The sequence below is a fragment of the Paludisphaera soli genome, assembly GCF_011064595.1.
GTDB classification, from domain to species: domain Bacteria; phylum Planctomycetota; class Planctomycetia; order Isosphaerales; family Isosphaeraceae; genus Paludisphaera; species Paludisphaera soli.
Window position 1 is genome coordinate 1 of record NZ_JAALJI010000022.1, and the last position, 14633, is coordinate 14633.

Annotated in this window: 14 protein-coding genes and 1 tRNA gene; 5 read left to right on the plus strand and 10 right to left on the minus strand. The window is 69.8% G+C overall.

The features are described from left to right. From G6O68_RS22825 to G6O68_RS22860, 8 genes are all read right to left on the minus strand, one after another. The coding region (locus G6O68_RS22825; RefSeq protein WP_165250969.1) for a type II secretion system F family protein at window positions 1-915 on the minus strand (915 nt) is incomplete at its 3' end. A gap of 22 nt (window positions 916-937) precedes the next feature. Then, window positions 938-1906, minus strand: coding sequence for a type II secretion system F family protein (locus tag G6O68_RS22830; protein WP_165250970.1), 969 nt, complete (start codon window positions 1904-1906; stop codon window positions 938-940). Beyond that, a complete protein-coding gene (locus G6O68_RS22835; protein ID WP_240911463.1) occupies window positions 1903-3321 on the minus strand; it encodes a CpaF family protein in 1419 nt (472 codons plus the stop codon). Before G6O68_RS22835 ends, G6O68_RS22830 begins: the two co-directional genes overlap by 4 nt. 121 nt (window positions 3322-3442) lie before the next feature. Then, window positions 3443-4618, minus strand: a complete 1176-nt coding sequence (locus tag G6O68_RS22840) for an AAA family ATPase (protein ID WP_165250971.1) — start codon at window positions 4616-4618, stop codon at window positions 3443-3445. Window positions 4619-4679: 61 nt separating this feature from the next. Further along, complete coding sequence (gene cpaB, locus G6O68_RS22845; protein ID WP_240911473.1) at window positions 4680-6035, minus strand: Flp pilus assembly protein CpaB; 1356 nt, start codon at window positions 6033-6035, stop codon at window positions 4680-4682. A gap of 2 nt (window positions 6036-6037) precedes the next feature. Then, the gene (locus tag G6O68_RS22850; RefSeq protein ID WP_165250973.1) at window positions 6038-6679 is read right to left on the minus strand and encodes an A24 family peptidase; all 642 of its coding nucleotides are present in this window, start codon (window positions 6677-6679) and stop codon (window positions 6038-6040) included. Between the two features lie 50 nt (window positions 6680-6729). Continuing rightward, window positions 6730-6855, minus strand: coding sequence for a hypothetical protein (locus G6O68_RS33365; RefSeq protein WP_261345611.1), 126 nt, complete (start codon window positions 6853-6855; stop codon window positions 6730-6732). A 217-nt stretch (window positions 6856-7072) separates the two neighbouring features. After that, on the minus strand, window positions 7073-7234 hold the full coding sequence (locus G6O68_RS22860) for a Flp family type IVb pilin (protein ID WP_165250975.1): 162 nt from the start codon (window positions 7232-7234) through the stop codon (window positions 7073-7075). Between the two features lie 479 nt (window positions 7235-7713). Between G6O68_RS22860 and G6O68_RS22865 the strand changes: the two genes are divergently transcribed. The 5 genes from G6O68_RS22865 (at window position 7714) to G6O68_RS22885 (ending at window position 11723) form a co-directional block, all read left to right on the plus strand. Continuing rightward, entirely contained in the window at window positions 7714-8124 is a 411-nt protein-coding gene (locus G6O68_RS22865; protein ID WP_165250976.1) for a TadE/TadG family type IV pilus assembly protein, read from the plus strand. 24 nt (window positions 8125-8148) lie between these two features. After that, a complete protein-coding gene (locus G6O68_RS22870) occupies window positions 8149-8559 on the plus strand; it encodes a TadE family protein (RefSeq protein WP_165250977.1) in 411 nt (136 codons plus the stop codon). 31 nt (window positions 8560-8590) lie between these two features. Continuing rightward, window positions 8591-9871: a pilus assembly protein TadG-related protein gene (locus G6O68_RS22875; RefSeq protein WP_165250978.1), complete on the plus strand. Its 1281-nt coding sequence runs from the start codon at window positions 8591-8593 to the stop codon at window positions 9869-9871. Between the two features lie 411 nt (window positions 9872-10282). Beyond that, the gene (locus G6O68_RS22880; RefSeq protein ID WP_165250979.1) at window positions 10283-11563 is read left to right on the plus strand and encodes a pilus assembly protein TadG-related protein; all 1281 of its coding nucleotides are present in this window, start codon (window positions 10283-10285) and stop codon (window positions 11561-11563) included. A 77-nt stretch (window positions 11564-11640) separates the two neighbouring features. After that, window positions 11641-11723: transfer RNA gene (locus G6O68_RS22885), tRNA-Leu, on the plus strand. 361 nt (window positions 11724-12084) lie between these two features. On the opposite strand, the gene G6O68_RS22890 is transcribed toward G6O68_RS22885, so the two are convergent. Continuing rightward, window positions 12085-13701: a GMC family oxidoreductase gene (locus G6O68_RS22890; protein WP_165250980.1), complete on the minus strand. Its 1617-nt coding sequence runs from the start codon at window positions 13699-13701 to the stop codon at window positions 12085-12087. A gap of 114 nt (window positions 13702-13815) precedes the next feature. Beyond that, window positions 13816-14598 (minus strand): SDR family oxidoreductase, encoded by a 783-nt coding sequence (locus tag G6O68_RS22895; RefSeq protein WP_165250981.1) that lies wholly within the window; start codon window positions 14596-14598, stop codon window positions 13816-13818. Window positions 14599-14633 lie beyond the last annotated feature (35 nt).

The following is a 14633-nucleotide window of genomic DNA, read 5'->3' on the forward strand; positions in this document are numbered from 1 at the left end:
GTCACCCATCGTCGACATGATCTGGAAGACGGCCGGCGCCAGCAGGATGACGAAGATCGCCGGGAAGATGCAGAACAGGGTGGGGAAGAGGATCTTGGTGGAGGCCTTCTGGGCCAGCTCCTCGGCCTGCTGCTTGCGGCGTCCGCGGATCGTCTCGGAGTGGGTTTTCAGGCTCTTGACCAGGCTGGCGCCGAATCGCTCCGACTGACCGATGACCGTAGAGAGCGCCAGCGCCTCGTCCAGGTCGGTGCGCTGGGCGAAGTGCAGCAGCGCCTCGCCAGGGGAGCGGCCGAGGTGGATCTCGCGGTCGGCGATCCGCAGCTCGAATCCCAGCAGCGGGTGGGCCGAGACGATCTCGTCGGCCACCCGCTTGAGCGCGCTCTGGAAGCTCAGGCCCCCTTCCAGGCAGATGACGAGCACGTCGAGCGCGTCGGGCATGGCCCGGCGGAGCTGGATTTGGCGCTTGCTCCGCCGCCGGTTCAGCCAGAGGCCCGGGCCGAACATGGCGGCGACGAAAACGGCTAGGGCGGCGGCGGCCGCGTAGGCCGGCGGAGCGGCGCCGGTCAAGCTCAGGCCGCCGCCGACCGCGAAGGCCAGCAGCATCAGCGACAGCTTGACGCCCAGGAAGACGTGGATCGCCTGGCGCTGGTAGAGCCCCGCCTGGACGAGCCGCGTGGAGAGGCGGTTGCGCTCGACCTCGTTCTCGGGCGCGATCACCTTGCCCAGCTTCGGCAGGGCGGCCCGCGCCAGCTTGGCGACGGACTCGGGCTTCTCCGACCTGTCGACCTTGCCCGCCAGCTCGTCGAGCCGGTCGTTCAACTTCCGCCCGCGCGACGAGAGGACCAGGCCGGCGAGCGTCGCCAGGCCTACGGTCGCCCCGAAGACGACGAACAAGATCCATGCTTCCTGATCCATGAGTGCCTCGTCCCGGTCGGGCTCAGAAGTCGAAGTTCACGATCTTACGGATCCAGAGCATCCCGACCACCTCCATGATGCAGGTCATCGTGAGGATCTCGGAGTGGTCGAACAGCATGATCGCGTAGCTGTAGTTCAACACCAGCATGACGAGCAGCATGATCGGCGGCATGGCCGCCAGGGTCCAGCCCTGCATCCGGCTCTCGGCGGTGAGGGACTGGATCTCCCCCCGGATCCGGTAGCGGTCGCGGACCACCGCGGCCAGCTTGAGGAGCATCTCGGCGAGGTTGCCGCCGGTCTGCTGCTGCACCAGGACCGCCAGGACGAAGATCTTCAACTCGACGATCCCCGTCCGCCGATTCAGTTCGCGGAAGGTCACCTCCGGCGAGAGCCCGAGGTTCTGCTGCTCGTAGCAAAAGGCGAACTCCGCCGAGATCGGCTGGGGGAACTCCTGGGCCACGCTGAGGACCGCCTGCGCCAGGCTCTGGCCGGCGCGGACCACCCGCGCCATCAGTTCGAAGGCTTCCGGGAGCTGCGAGCGGAGCCGCTCGATGCGGGCGTCTCGAACCTTCTTGACGTAGAACAGCGGCGCGACGAATCCCAGGGCCGCGGCCAGCCCCGCCTCCAGGGGCCGGCCCCGGACGACGAAGACGAGGAGACCGAGGACCCCCGAGGCCCCCCCCGCGATCGACAGCAGCCGGCCCGGCGTCACGTCCAGGCCGGACTGCTCCACCATCGACTCGAAGGACTGGGCCAGCGTGGGCGAGCCCTCGCCGGCGCGTACGGCGGCGTCCATCTGGTCCAGGTTCTTGAACAGCGACGCCTTCTTGGCCTTGGCGGCCGCCGCCTTCCTCTTGAGGAACTCCACGTCGACCCGGTCGTTCACCCGCGTCCGGTCGCGCAGGAACAGGTCCGAGGCGACCTGATAAACCGCCGCCACGAACGCGACGGCCGCCGCCGCCGCCAGCCCCAGGACGATCGTGTCGTTCACGACGCCCCCTCCCCTCGGCCCCGGCCGAACATCCCCCAGAGCTTGTCGCCGCCCTCGGCCTCAGGCACCCGCTCTTGCCGCGGCCCCGCCGTCAAGATCCGGCTCTCGAACATGTCGGGCGGCAGGACCATGCCCCCCTCCTCCAGGCGCTCCAGGCACTTGGGCCGGACCCCCGTGCAGTAGTGGTAGCCCTGGGCGGCCCGCGTCTCGTCCACCCCCGTCTGCTTGAAGACGAAGATGTCCTGCATGCTCACCACGTCGCCCTCCATGCCGACGATCTCCGAGATCTTCATGATCCGCCGCACGCCCCCGGAGAGCCGCGACGCCTGGACGATGAGATGGACCGCCGAGGCGATCTGACGGCGGATGATCCAGATGGGGAGGTCGAACCCCGCCATGCCGACCATCATCTCCATGCGGCCGATCGCGTCGCGCGTGTCGTTGGCGTGGATCGTGGTCATGGAGCCGTCGTGGCCGGTGTTCATGGCCTGGAGCATGTCGAGCGTCTCGGAGCCGCGGCACTCGCCGACGACGATCCGCTCGGGCCGCATCCGCAAGGAGTTCTTCACGAGGTCGCGGGTGGTGATGGCCCCCTCCCCCTCGATGTTCGGCGGCCGGGTCTCCATCCGGACGACGTGCGGCTGCTGCATCCGCAGCTCGGCCGCGTCTTCGATGGTCACCACCCGTTCGTCCTCGGGGATGAACGCCGAGAGCGCGTTCAGGAGCGTCGTCTTGCCCGAGCCGGTCCCCCCCGAGATCACCATGTTCACCCGCCCCCGGATGCAGGCGGAGAGGAAGTCCACCATCTCCTGCGCGATCGCCCGCTTCTCGACGAGGTCGTGGGCCAGGAGCGGCGTCTTTCCGGCGCGGCGGATCGACAGGATGCTGCCGTCGAGCGCCAGGGGGGGGATCACCGCGTTGACGCGCGAGCCGTCCGGGAGCCGGGCGTCGCACAGCGGCGAGGTCTCGTCGATCCGCCGGCCGACCCGGCCGACGATCCGCCGGACGATCTCCTGGAGGTGCTTCTCGTCGTTGAAGGCGACGTCGGTGCGCTCCAGCCGGCCCCGGCGCTCCACGTAGACGACCTTCGGCCCGTTGACCAGGATGTCGGAGACGGACGGGTCGCGCATCAGCCCTTCCAGCGGGCCAATGCCGAAGGTCTCGTCCAGCACCTCCTCGACCAGCTGCTCGCGCTGCGTGAGGCTCAGCAGGTCGTCGTGCCGCAGGCAGAGCTGCTCGGCGCCGCGGCGGATCTCGTCGCGGATCTCGGCCTCGCTCAGCGAGCCGATGGCGGAGAGGTCCATGTCCGAGATCAGCTTCTGATGCAGCTCCTTCTTGATGCGACGATGCCGCTCCTCGGCCGAGGGGGGCGCGGCGGCGCGACGATCCGTCATCTGGTCGTGGCTCGTGCTCATGGGGTGATTCCCTTCAGGGCGGCTGCCCGCCCCGGCCCCGCCGGACGTCGGGGGGCCCGGGCGGGGCCCGCTTCTACTCCAACTCTAGGGCGCATTCCGCGACGACGCCGCGACGGCCGGCTCACACCGCCGCCGCCGCACCCCGCTTCCGCCGGGCGAGCCATCCGGGAGCCTTGGCCGGGGCGGCCTCGGCCTGCGCCGGAGACAGTGCGCGGGCGATCTGCACCAGACTCCGGGCGACCTTGGAGGTCGGGGCCTCGATCACGAACGGGACCCCGTTGTTGTTGGCCCGCGCGACCGTTTTCGGGTCGTCCGGGACGCTGAACGCGATCGCGCCCCCCAGGGCCTCCTCGGCCTTCGCGCGCGGGACCTCGCCGGGCTGCCCGGCGCGGTTGACCGCCAGGCGGATCCGGTCGCCGGCCACGCCCAGCCGCGTCAGGTGTTCGAGCGACCGGTGGACGTTGCGCAGCGAATTGAAGTCCAGGCGGAAGGTGATCAGCAGGAGGTCGGCCTCGCGAAGCGCGGCGAGCTGCTCGTCGCGATACGTGTGGTCCACGTCCGCCACGACGACCGGGAAGATCGAGCGGGACAGGTCGAGCGCCCGGGCGACCCCCTCGGGGCGGACCAGGCCGGCGTCGGCCAGCCGCCGGGGCGCGGCCAGCAGGTGGACGCCCGAATCGTGCCTGGCGAACGAGCGCTCCAGCATCACGCCGTCGAACGGCGCGGCCGTCTTGCAGAGGTCGGCCAGAGTGTAGGTGGGCTTCAGGTCCAGCAGCGCGGCGAGGTCGCCGGCCTCCAGCTTCAGGTCGAACATCGCGGCCGAGCCGTGCTCCGCCGCCAGCGCCGCGGCGAGATTGGCGGCGATCGTGCTGGCCCCGGATCCGCCGCTCGGCGCCAGGATCGCGATCACCTTCGCACGCGACGCCCCGTTGTGGGCCGACGAGTCCATACGCTTGAGCGCGGCGGCCAGCTCGATCTCCAGGTCGGCCTTGTCCAGGTAGTCGCGAGCGCCGCCCCGCAGCGCCTGCACGACGAGCCGAACGTCGGTCGTCGGGCCCACGACCAGCAGCGCGCCGCCGCAGTGGGGGGCGAGCCGGGTCGAGAGCTCCAGGGCCGCCGCGGGGTCCGGGGGGAGCGCCGCGACCACCAGCTGGACCCCCTGCTCGCGGCTCAGCCGGGCCGAGGCCTGATCGCTCGGCAGGACGTTGGCCTTCGGGCAGTCCCGCTTGTGGAAGCCCAGCACGGCGCGGATGCGGTTGGCGATCGACTCGTCGTCGGCCACGATGAAGCAAGGCATGACTAATCCCTTACGTGAAAGGCGGCATTCCCTGAAACCGAGGCCGGCGGGCTCGCCGCATTCATCGCGCCTGTCGAGGGGGGGCGGGCGAGGCCAGGGCCGACACGCCCCGCCCGGACGGCCGGGCACGCTTGAGCACGGTGATCTCGTCGCGGCCGGAAAGTGTCCCGCGCAGGGTCCGGATCGAGAGCACCACCGGCGTCGGCTCGGCGGCGGGGGCGATCGACGGTTGCTGCTGCGGGAGGAGGTCGGCGACGGTCGCCGTGGAGTCCCCTTCGTCCGACACGTCGTCGGCGTTGCGGAGCGCGAGGTGGAGCGTCCCCTTGCTCTGGGCCAGGTCCAGGATCGACGCCTGCCTCGGCGTCACCAGCAAGGTGACCGACGGACACGTGGCGAGGTCGCCGGCCTTGCCCTTCGGCGCGACGACCGCATCGAGATCGTCCGGCGGGTCGACCTTGGTGTTGACGTGGGCGGCCAGCAGTTCGACGTTCTGCATCAGGGTGGTGGTGGTCGACTCGATGTCCTTGCCGGCGCCCGTGGGAGTCATGGTGAGCAAGACGTCCACCCGATCCCCCGGATGGAGCAGGCCGGCCAGGCTCGCCGAGAACGAGGGCGTCAAGATCGTCAGGGCCCGCATCCCGGGCGTGACCATCGACGCCATCTTCGAACGGTCTTCCTTGGCGGCAGGCGCCGGCGGCGCCGATCGATCCAGGCCGAGGTCCGCCAGCGTGGCCGTCGAGCCCTCGGCGTCCGTCTCGTCCGTGGGATTGCGGAGCGCGAGGTGGAGCGTCCCCTTGTTTTGGGCCAGGTCCAGGATCGACGCCTGCCTCGGCGTCACCAGGAGGGTGACCGACCGGGAATCCGTCGGGTTCGCCGGCTTCTCGGCCGTCGTCGCATCGACCATCGTATGCACGGCCAGCAATTCGAGGTTCTGCAGGACCGTGAAGCTCGTCGACTGGTCGGCCGACTGGGAGCCGTTGGAGCTCGACGTCAGCAGGACGTCCACCCGGTTGCCCGGTTGGAGGAAGCCGGCGAGGCTAGACGAGAAGGTGGGGGTCAAAATCGTGAAGGCCCGCATCCCGGGCTTGATCATCCCCGCCATGCCGGGCCTGCTCCCCTTGGGCAGGAGCTTGGGCTCGACGACGAACTCGCCTTTCAGCATCGGGATGGAAACCGTCCGCCCGACCGCCTCCTCGATGGAGGCGAACCCGGCGGCGGGGGCCTGGTCCTTGGGGACGTCGCGCACCGCGACCATCGATGCGTCGAGCATCTGGTCACGACGGAGGCTGGCCTTGGCGACGACCGCCGGCACGGTCGCCTCAGCGACGGGCGCCGGCTTCTTCAGGGCTTGCCGGACCCCCAGAACGGCGGCCAGGCCGCACCCCAGGGCCACCAGCACGACGGCCAGGGTCTGCATCCTCACGGCGTGCCCCCTTCATGGAACGAGACGGCGTCCGTCGAGGCAGTCGCGAGGGCCGGTCGCGGCTCGGATGGGGTGCGGAATTCGACGAGCTCGACGCCCCGCCAGGCGATCGTCACGAAGAAGCCCAGGCAGGTCATGGCGGCGAAAGGCACGAGCCGGCGACGGCGGTCGGGCCGGGCGGCCTCCTGTCGGATCGAAGGGGCCCCCGACGCGATGATCTCGCCGCGCCGCATGCGTTGGATCAGGAACAACAGGTCGACGGCCGTCGCAGCCAGGCCGCCGCTCAGGTACGTCAGCGCGAGCGAGTAGACCCCCGCGGCGATCGCCGAGGCGAGGAAGACCTGGACCGTCAGCGCGGGGCCGAGCCAGGCGCCGAGGGCCGTCAGCAGCTTCACGTCCCCCGCGCCCACGCCCCCCATGACGAAGAAGGCGACCAGCAATCCGAAGCCGGTCAGGGCCCCGAGACCGCTCGTCGCCAACCCGCCCCACCCGTTGAACCAGGCCGAAGCGGCCAGCCCGGCCAGGAGGACGGGGAACGTCAGGGCGTTGTAAACCTTGAACTTCCAGAGGTCGGTCGCGGCGGCGATCACGGTCGCGACCGCCGCCGCCGACAGGAACAGCACCTGCACGCGGTCCACGGGTCCGTCGCTCCCTTCCTTCTCATCGATTTCGAGGCAGTCCGGTTCGTTCAGGGGGCGCCCTCGAAGCCGGCGACCACCAGCTCAAATTTCAATGCGACGATGGGACCAACCCCGGATGCGGCCACGATCGCCACGCCGGCGATCACGCCGACTAGAAGTGCGTACTCGACCATGGTCGCGGCCTCGACGTCGCAAACCAGGTTTTTCAGGAGAAGTCTCGTAGTCGTCCCTCCTGAAAGAGCGGACCCGGGCGGGATAGGTTTCATCGGGCTGTCTCGGAGCAGAACGCCCCCCCTTTAAGAAAAGTAGGCGGGCCCGTCCTCGGGGGGGGGGCCCGCTCTGTGGCGGAGACGTCGATGGGCGAACCGGGGCGCTGCGGTCGCGAGGCCGTTACAGTGCGGTCGTGACCTCGCCGAACTTCGCGCTGAGGCCGGCTGAAAGGGCGGTCACGGCGACGATCGCGGCGACGGCGATCAGGGCGACCATCAGGGCGTACTCGACCATCGTGGCGCCGTCTTCTTCGGAAACGAGGCGGTTCATGAAGCTACGCATCGGGATCTCTCCTTGGGGCGGTTCTGGATGGGGAAGACTGGAGACGCCGGCATCCTCGGCCGGTCGTCCGGGTTCATCACGGCGGGCTGGGTCCGGCGGTCGGGGCGTTCGAGTTGAAGCCCCTGATGGAGCGAGGCGGGCGGCGAAGGACTTGTGAGAATCCCTTGAATCGTCGATCCGACTCGCTCGTTTCCGTCTCCTCCGTCGGCGGTCGGCGTTTCGTGCCGGCCTACACAGGTAATCAAGGTCACGAACGCCCCCGTGTCAAAGATTCGGCGGATCGAAGTGAAATCCGATTCATCGGCCGGCCCGTGATCTCCGGGCGTGCTCTCCGTGCACTCAATGGATCTCCCGCGTGCGCGCACGATCCGTTGTACCCCCGCCACACCGCCCCCCGACGGCGATCGCGACCTACTCTTGCCTTCAGGGGGTCGCGACGGGCCCTCGTTCCTCATGGCCCTCGGGCCGGGAGTCTCATCATGGTTCGCGTGAGTACGAGGAAGCGGAAGCCCCGTGGAGCCGCGGCGGTCGAGCTGGCGCTCTTGCTGCCGATGATGTGCTTCATCTGCGTGGCCGCCATCGACTTCTGCCGGGCCTTCGCCGACGCGATGACGGTCTCCGAGTGCGTGCACGTCGGCGCGCTGCGGGGGATGCTCGCCCCTGCTTCGACGCCCCTGCCGACCGCGACCATCGAGGCCGCCGCGCTGGAGCGGGCGGCGCGCCTGGAGACGCCCCCGGAGATCGTGGTCCGTTCGGGCTCGGACGCCGCCGGCACCCCCTATGTCGAGGTGGAGGCGAGCTACGTCATCCATCCCCTGTTCAACTACCCCGGGGTCCCCGAGACCATTTCGATCGTTCGGACGGTCCGGATGAGGCGGACCCCCTCGTGACCGCATTTCGGGAGATTGAAGACGATGATCAGGCGAGACCGTCAAGGCCGGGGTCGGCTCCGACGGGGCGTGGTGCTCGTGGAAGCGGCCATCGTCTACCCGGTGTTCCTCATGCTGATCCTGGGCACGATCGTGATGGGACTGGGGATCTTCCGCTACCACCAGGTCACCTACGTGGCCTGCGAGTCGGCGCGTTGGGCGTCGGTGCGGGGGCCGGCCTACCGGGCGGAGACCAATCAGGCGGCTCCGACGACGGCCGACGTGCTCACCTACGCTCGGGGCAAGCTGGTCGGCATGGACTCGAACGCGCTGACCGGCAGCCTCACGATGTCGACGACGTCGGCGACCGTGACGCTCCAATATCAGTGGGTGCCGGAGGCCTACTTCCCGGCGATCACGTTCACCAGCACTGCGACCGCGCCGATCACGTATTGAGCGGCGGCCCGGCCGCGAAGGGAGGCGACCGTTGACTCGCGACCGAACCGACGCCCGGAGGGGCGCCGTCGCCGTCGTGGCGGCGGTCAGCATGATCCCCCTGGTCGGCGTCCTGGCCCTGGTGCTGGACGCCGGCCTGCTCATGGCCGAACGTCGACGCGCGCAGTCGGCCGCCGACGCGGCGTCTTTCGCGGCCGTCTGCGCCTACAAGTCGGCGATCGACGCGGACGACGGCCAATCGTCGCAGGCCGCCGCGACCGCCGCCGCCCAGGACTACGCCGCCGCCAACGGCTATTCGAGCGGCGCGAACGTCACGGTGACCGTGCGCTCGCCGGTCGCGCCCAGCCGGTACGCGGGCAAGGCCGGGGCCTTCCAGGTGCTCATCGTCTCGAGCCAGCCCCGCCTCTTCAGCGCCATCTGGGGAAGTGATGATATCGACGTCGCCGCGAGTTCGGTCTCTTACGCCAAGCCCACGGCCCCCCCCTCGATCATCGTCCTCAACCCCAACGCCCAGGGGAGCCTCACGACCGACGGCGGCGCCAGCCTTACGACCGCGGGCGAGATCCATGTGAAGTCGAACCATGCACTCGCCGGCTCGCTCACCAACAACTCCTACGTCAAGGCCACCGGCCTGCAGATCGCTGGAGGCTATCACCACGCGGGAGCGACTCTCGACGTGGATCCCGCCGCGATCCGGACCGGGGCGGACCCGACCACCTTGAAGGACCCCTGGAAGGATCTCCCCCTGCCCAGTTCGGCCGGCCTGACTCCGCGCCCGCCGCCCGCCGTCGATCGCCCCGAAAAGACCGTGACGCTCGACCCGGGCCTGTACACGAGCGGTCTCAAAATGACGACTGGCCAGGGCGGAGTGGTCTATACCATGAACCCGGGCCTCTACTTCGTCAGAGGCGGCGATCTTCAAGTCGGCAATAACGTTCACCTGACCGGCAAGGGGGTCGTGATCTTCGTCGAGGACGGCAACGTCAAGATCGAGGGGGGCGACGGCGTGAACCTGCAGCCCCCCACGAGCGGTACGTACAAGGACGTCTCGATCTTCCAGCGCGCCGACAAGAATCCGATCACCGAGATGTATACCCCGCGCGTCCTCAACGTCGCGAATGGGACCGACAACGTCATCGGCGGAGTGATCTACGCACCTGGCGCCGCGGCGAGCTTCGCCGGGGGGTCGAACAACACGTCCGCCGCCGGGAAACAATTGATCGTGAACACGCTGAACCTCTCCAACAACGCCGTACTCAATCTGCCCGGTTGGCCGGAAGGGGCCAGCGTCTCCTGTTATCTGGTCGAGTGACCCCACGGCCCCGCCGCTGTCTCATTGAAGCCTGGGAGTTGACAGTCGGCCGCTTCCCTTCGGCTCCGACTCCGCCGGATCCCCTTACGTCGAGGTTCTGGTGAGCTATGCCGTCCGCCCCCTGTTCAGCTATCCGGTGGTACCCGACTCGCCCCTTGTCGTCCGGGACGGTCCGGCTGCGGCAGACCCCCTCGTAACCGCGTCGCCGGCAGGAGAGCCGCGGCAAGCTGGTCGGGATGGACCCGGCCGCACCGACGGGCGGCCTGGCGATGGACTCGGCCGGGGCGACCGTGACCCTGCATTAAATCCGGGTGCCGGAGGCCTACCTGCCGGCCGTGACGTTCAGCAGCACCGCGACCGCTCCGGTCACCTACTGACGGGCGACGGCCCGGCCGCGGAGGGGGGCGAGCCATGATCCGCGAGGGAATCCGAGATCGCGACGAACTACGGAGGGGCGCCGTCGCCGTCGTGGCGGCGGTCAGCATGATCCCCCTGGTCGGCGTCCTGGCCCTGGTGCTGGACGCCGGCCTGCTCATGGCCGAACGTCGACGCGCGCAGTCGGCCGCCGACGCGGCGTCTTTCGCGGCCGTCTGCGCCTACCAGGCGGCGGTCGTCGCGGCCGACGGCCAGTCTCCCCAGGCCGCCGCGACCGCCGCCGCACTGGACTACGCCGCCGCCAACGGCTATTCGAGCGGCGCGGACGCCACGGTGACCGTGCAGTCGCCGCCGTCGCCCAGCCGTTACGCGGGCAAGGCCGGGGCCTTCCAGGTCCTCATCGTCTCGCACCAGCCCCGCCTCTTCAGCGCCATCTGGGAAGGAGGGGACGTCGACGTCGCCGCGAGTTCGGTCTCGTACGCCAAGCCCACGGCACCCCCCTCGGTGGTCCTCCTCAATACGAAAGACCAGGCGAGCCTCTCGATCGTCGGCGGCGCCCGGCTCACGGCGCCCGGCGAGGTCCAGGTCAAGTCGAACCACCTGAAGGCCGCCACGGTCAACAACACGGGCTACATCAAGGCCCCGGTCCTCCGGGTGGGCGGCGGCCTGGACGTCTACAGCAGCGGCGTCATCGCCTCGGGCACTTCGACCCAGACCTGGAGCGACCCCGCCGCCATCACGGACCCCCAGGCGAGCCTCGCCCGGCCGACCGACGCGGGCCTGACGACGCGTCAGAGCCCCTCGGGGTGGAACCCCGTGAACCCCTTCCCCATCTATCCCGGCGTCTACGAGAACGGCCTGAACCTGAACGCGGGCGGGATGAAGTACACGATGAATCCGGGCGTCTACTACATCCGCAACGGCGACTTCTCCATCGTCAACGGCGTCCGCGCGACCGGCGACGGGGTGATGATCTACCTGGACAACGGCAACGTGAACATCCAGGGGGGCGACGGGATCACGCTGAATCCCCCCAAGAGCGGCCCCTACCAGGGCGTCTCGATCTTCCAGAGGTCGGACAAGAGCCCCGTGACCGGCGACTACACGCCGCGTACGATCTCGGTCGCCAACGGGACCAACAACAAGATCGGCGGGGTGATCTACGCCCCCGGCGCGACGGCGAACTTCGCCGGCGGGTCGAGCAACACCTACGGCACGCAGCTGATCGTCAACAAGCTGAACCTGTCGAACAACGCGATGATCACCCTTCCCGCGTATAATGGGCCCGTCAACGTCACCTACCACCTGGTCGAGTGAGCCGACGCCCTCCCCCGCCCGCTCACGGCCTGGGGGTTGACAGTCGCCGGCTTCCTCAGCATGCTGTTCGTTACCGGGCCGAAGTGGCGGAATGGCAGACGCGACGGACTCAAAATCCGTTCCCCGCAAGGGGGTGTGGGTTCAAGTCCCACCTTCGGTACTACTCGACCGTCCCATAAGTGGACCGGGACGGCATCGAGCGGCGTGGCAGGCGGATGAGAATCCGCACCCGCCCGAGCGACGTCGCCGACGAGCGATGGCGTCGGATCGAGCCCTTCCTCCCCGTACACGCCGGCGGGCGGCCCCGCGTGGCCGACGTCCGCCATGGGACGGCCGCTGGGCCGGCCGGACAGGGCCGATGCGTCGTGGCGCCTCCGGGCGTCGTTGAAGAGGGGGCTCGGCTGGGGACGCCCGCTGAAATCCCCATCGAGCCGTCTACATCTGCGGATCTCACACGCAACCGGAGCGAGGCTTCACGAGTTCAATCCCCCTGGACCGCCGTCGGGGTCGGCGAGTTGCGGTTACAAGGCGTGGTCCGCCTTGATCATCTCGGCCGCACGCTCGCCGATGATGGCGCAGGGGCCCTGCGTGTTGCCGGTGGTCACCCGGGGCATGATCGAGGCGTCGGCGATGCGCAGGCGCTCGATCCCATGGACCCTGAGCGCGGAATCGACCACGGACATCGCATCCCGCCCCATCTTGGCGGTGCAGCTCTGGTGCCAGTACGTGACGGCGGCGTCGCGGATGAAGCGATCCAGCTCCTCGTCGGAGAGTTCGCCCGGGATGGCCTCGCGTCGCACGAACGGCCGGAACGCGTACGCGTTGCCCAGCTCGCGGCACAGCTGGACGCAGGCCCTGGCCGTGGTCATGTCGGCGGGGTCCGACATCATGTTCGCGTCGATGACGACGGGCGCCAGGGGGTCCGCGCCCTTCAGTCGAAGTCGGCCGCGGCTGGCGGGCCGCGCGAGGCCGGCGAACATGCTCCACCCGTGCGTCGGCACGCCGCGCGTCGCCGTCCGCTCGCTCGGCGCCGGGAATTCGAGCTGGCAGAACAGCAGGTCGGGCGCGTCCAGGTCCGGACGGCTCTTCCAGTAGAGCGTGGCCTCGCTGCCGCCGTTGCGCGGGGCCATGGGCTCGAGGTACTCCCAGATGCAGCCGAACGAGGCGTGATCCTGCAGATTGCGTCCCACGCCCGGCAGATGGCGCACGACGGGGATCGAGTGACGGCCGAGCTCCTCCCGATCGCCGAGGCCCGAGTGCATCAGCACCTTGGGCGTGTGGATCGCCCCGAGCGAGAGCACGATTTCCGCCCGCGCGCCGATGGTCAGGACCCGCCCGCCGCGAGCCACCTCGACGCCGACCGCGCGACGGTCGTCGAGCACGACGCGCCGCACGAGAGTATCGGTCAGGACCGTGAGGTTGGGCCGGTCCAGCCAGGGGTGGACGTAGGCGCGATAGAGGGAATGCCGCCTGCCGTCGCGGATCAGCAGGTCGGAGACGGCGGCGCCGCCCGGGCCCTCCATCATGCGGCCGTTCGGACTCTCGAAGGTCGGGATGCCCAGCTCGCCGGCGGCCTCGAGCATGGCCCGGGCGATCGGGCTGGGGTCCGGCGCCGGCTGGACCCAGACGGGACCGGAGTTCCCGCGGTAGTCGGGATCGGGCGGCCCCTGCCAGTTCTCGATGCGGCGATAGATGTCGAGCACCCGCTCGTAGGACCAGGCCGGGTCGCCCGCCTCCGAAGCGAAGTCGTCCCAATCGCTCCGATGCCCGCGAGACCACACCATGACATTGATGCTGGAACCGCCGCCCAGGCCCTTGCCCATGGACATCGCCAGGGCCCGGCCGTTCAGGTGTGGGTTCGGCTCGGCCCGGAACCCCCAGTCGCGCGCGCTGCCGAGATTGGAAGGCCATTGGGCCGGATCCAGCACGGCCTCGGCCTCGTCGCCGCCCCCCGCCTCGATCAGCAGCACCTGCACATCGGTGTTTTCCGCGAGGCGTCCGGCGACGACGGAGCCGGATGATCCGGCGCCGCAGACGATGAAGTCGTAGGCGGGCTTCAGGCCGGCGGTCAGTCGCTCCTGGTTCTCGCGGCCCCGCCGGGCATGATCGCGATCGCCGGCACGTTCGACGTGGCTCATGGTCTGGATTTCCTCGATGGGGGAGATTCGGCCGAGACTTGAGGCCGGATGAGGGGCGAGCCCTGCCGAGGACGGCCCGACGAATCGGGCCGACCTCGCGTCGCCCGTTCGGATTCACGCGGTCGGCACCGTCCCGCCGTCGATGACGTACTCCACGCCGGTGATGGAAGCCGCCCGCGGCGAGACGAGGAAGGCGACGAGATCCGCCACCTCAGCGGGCCGCGCCGGGCGACCGATCGGGATCCCGCCCAGCGAGGCCATCAACGCCCCCCGGGCCCCGTCGAGGTCGGTCCCCATCTTCTCCGCCAGTTCCTCGACCAGGCCGGCGGCGGCGGTCGTCTCGACCCAGCCCGGTGAGACCCGGACCACGCGAACGCCCTTCGGGCCGACCTCCTTGGAGAGACCCTTGCTGTAGTTCGAGAGCGCGGCCTTGGCCGCCGCGTAGGCGAGGGTGGCCTCGGGCAGCGGCAACTGCCGCTGGATCGAAGTGATGTGGACGATCACGCCCGAGCCCCGGGCGACCATCGACGGGAGGAGCGCCCGATCCAGGCGGACCGCCGAGAGCAGGTTGAGATCGAGCGCGCGCCGCCATTCTCCGTCGTCGAGCACCGCGTGGCCGCCGGCGGGCGCCGAGGAGCCTCCGGCCACGTGGACGACGATGTCGGCGCCGCCGAGCCGGTCGTGGACCGCGGCGGCGACCGTCGCGCAGCCCTCGGGCATGGCAAGATCCGCCGCCACGAACAGGTCGCCGTCCTGGAACTTCGCCGGCCGCTCCCGGGCCGCGACGAGGACCTTCGCCCCCTCCTCGCGAAGCCGCGCCGCCACCGCCTCGCCGATCCCCTTCGTGCCGCCGGTAACGAGGGCCCGAAGCCCTTCCAGTTCGCGTTCTCGTCCCATCTCCACCTCCCCGTTAGGTTGCCGTGGGAGGCATT

Bases quoted from the DNA above. Each gene is read 5' to 3' on its own strand.
- cpaB (WP_240911473.1), bottom strand. From the start codon at position 6,035: ATGCAGACCCTGGCCGTCGTGCTGGTGGCCCTGGGGTGCGGCCTGGCC.
- G6O68_RS22835 (WP_240911463.1), bottom strand. From the start codon at position 3,321: ATGAGCACGAGCCACGACCAGATGACGGATCGTCGCGCCGCCGCGCCC.
- G6O68_RS22870 (WP_165250977.1), top strand. From the start codon at position 8,149: ATGATCAGGCGAGACCGTCAAGGCCGGGGTCGGCTCCGACGGGGCGTG.
- G6O68_RS22880 (WP_165250979.1), top strand. From the start codon at position 10,283: ATGATCCGCGAGGGAATCCGAGATCGCGACGAACTACGGAGGGGCGCC.
- G6O68_RS22890 (WP_165250980.1), bottom strand. From the start codon at position 13,701: ATGAGCCACGTCGAACGTGCCGGCGATCGCGATCATGCCCGGCGGGGC.
- G6O68_RS22840 (WP_165250971.1), bottom strand. From the start codon at position 4,618: ATGCCTTGCTTCATCGTGGCCGACGACGAGTCGATCGCCAACCGCATC.
- G6O68_RS22865 (WP_165250976.1), top strand. From the start codon at position 7,714: ATGGTTCGCGTGAGTACGAGGAAGCGGAAGCCCCGTGGAGCCGCGGCG.
- G6O68_RS22860 (WP_165250975.1), bottom strand. From the start codon at position 7,234: ATGCGTAGCTTCATGAACCGCCTCGTTTCCGAAGAAGACGGCGCCACG.
- G6O68_RS22895 (WP_165250981.1), bottom strand. From the start codon at position 14,598: ATGGGACGAGAACGCGAACTGGAAGGGCTTCGGGCCCTCGTTACCGGC.
- G6O68_RS33365 (WP_261345611.1), bottom strand. From the start codon at position 6,855: ATGGTCGAGTACGCACTTCTAGTCGGCGTGATCGCCGGCGTGGCGATC.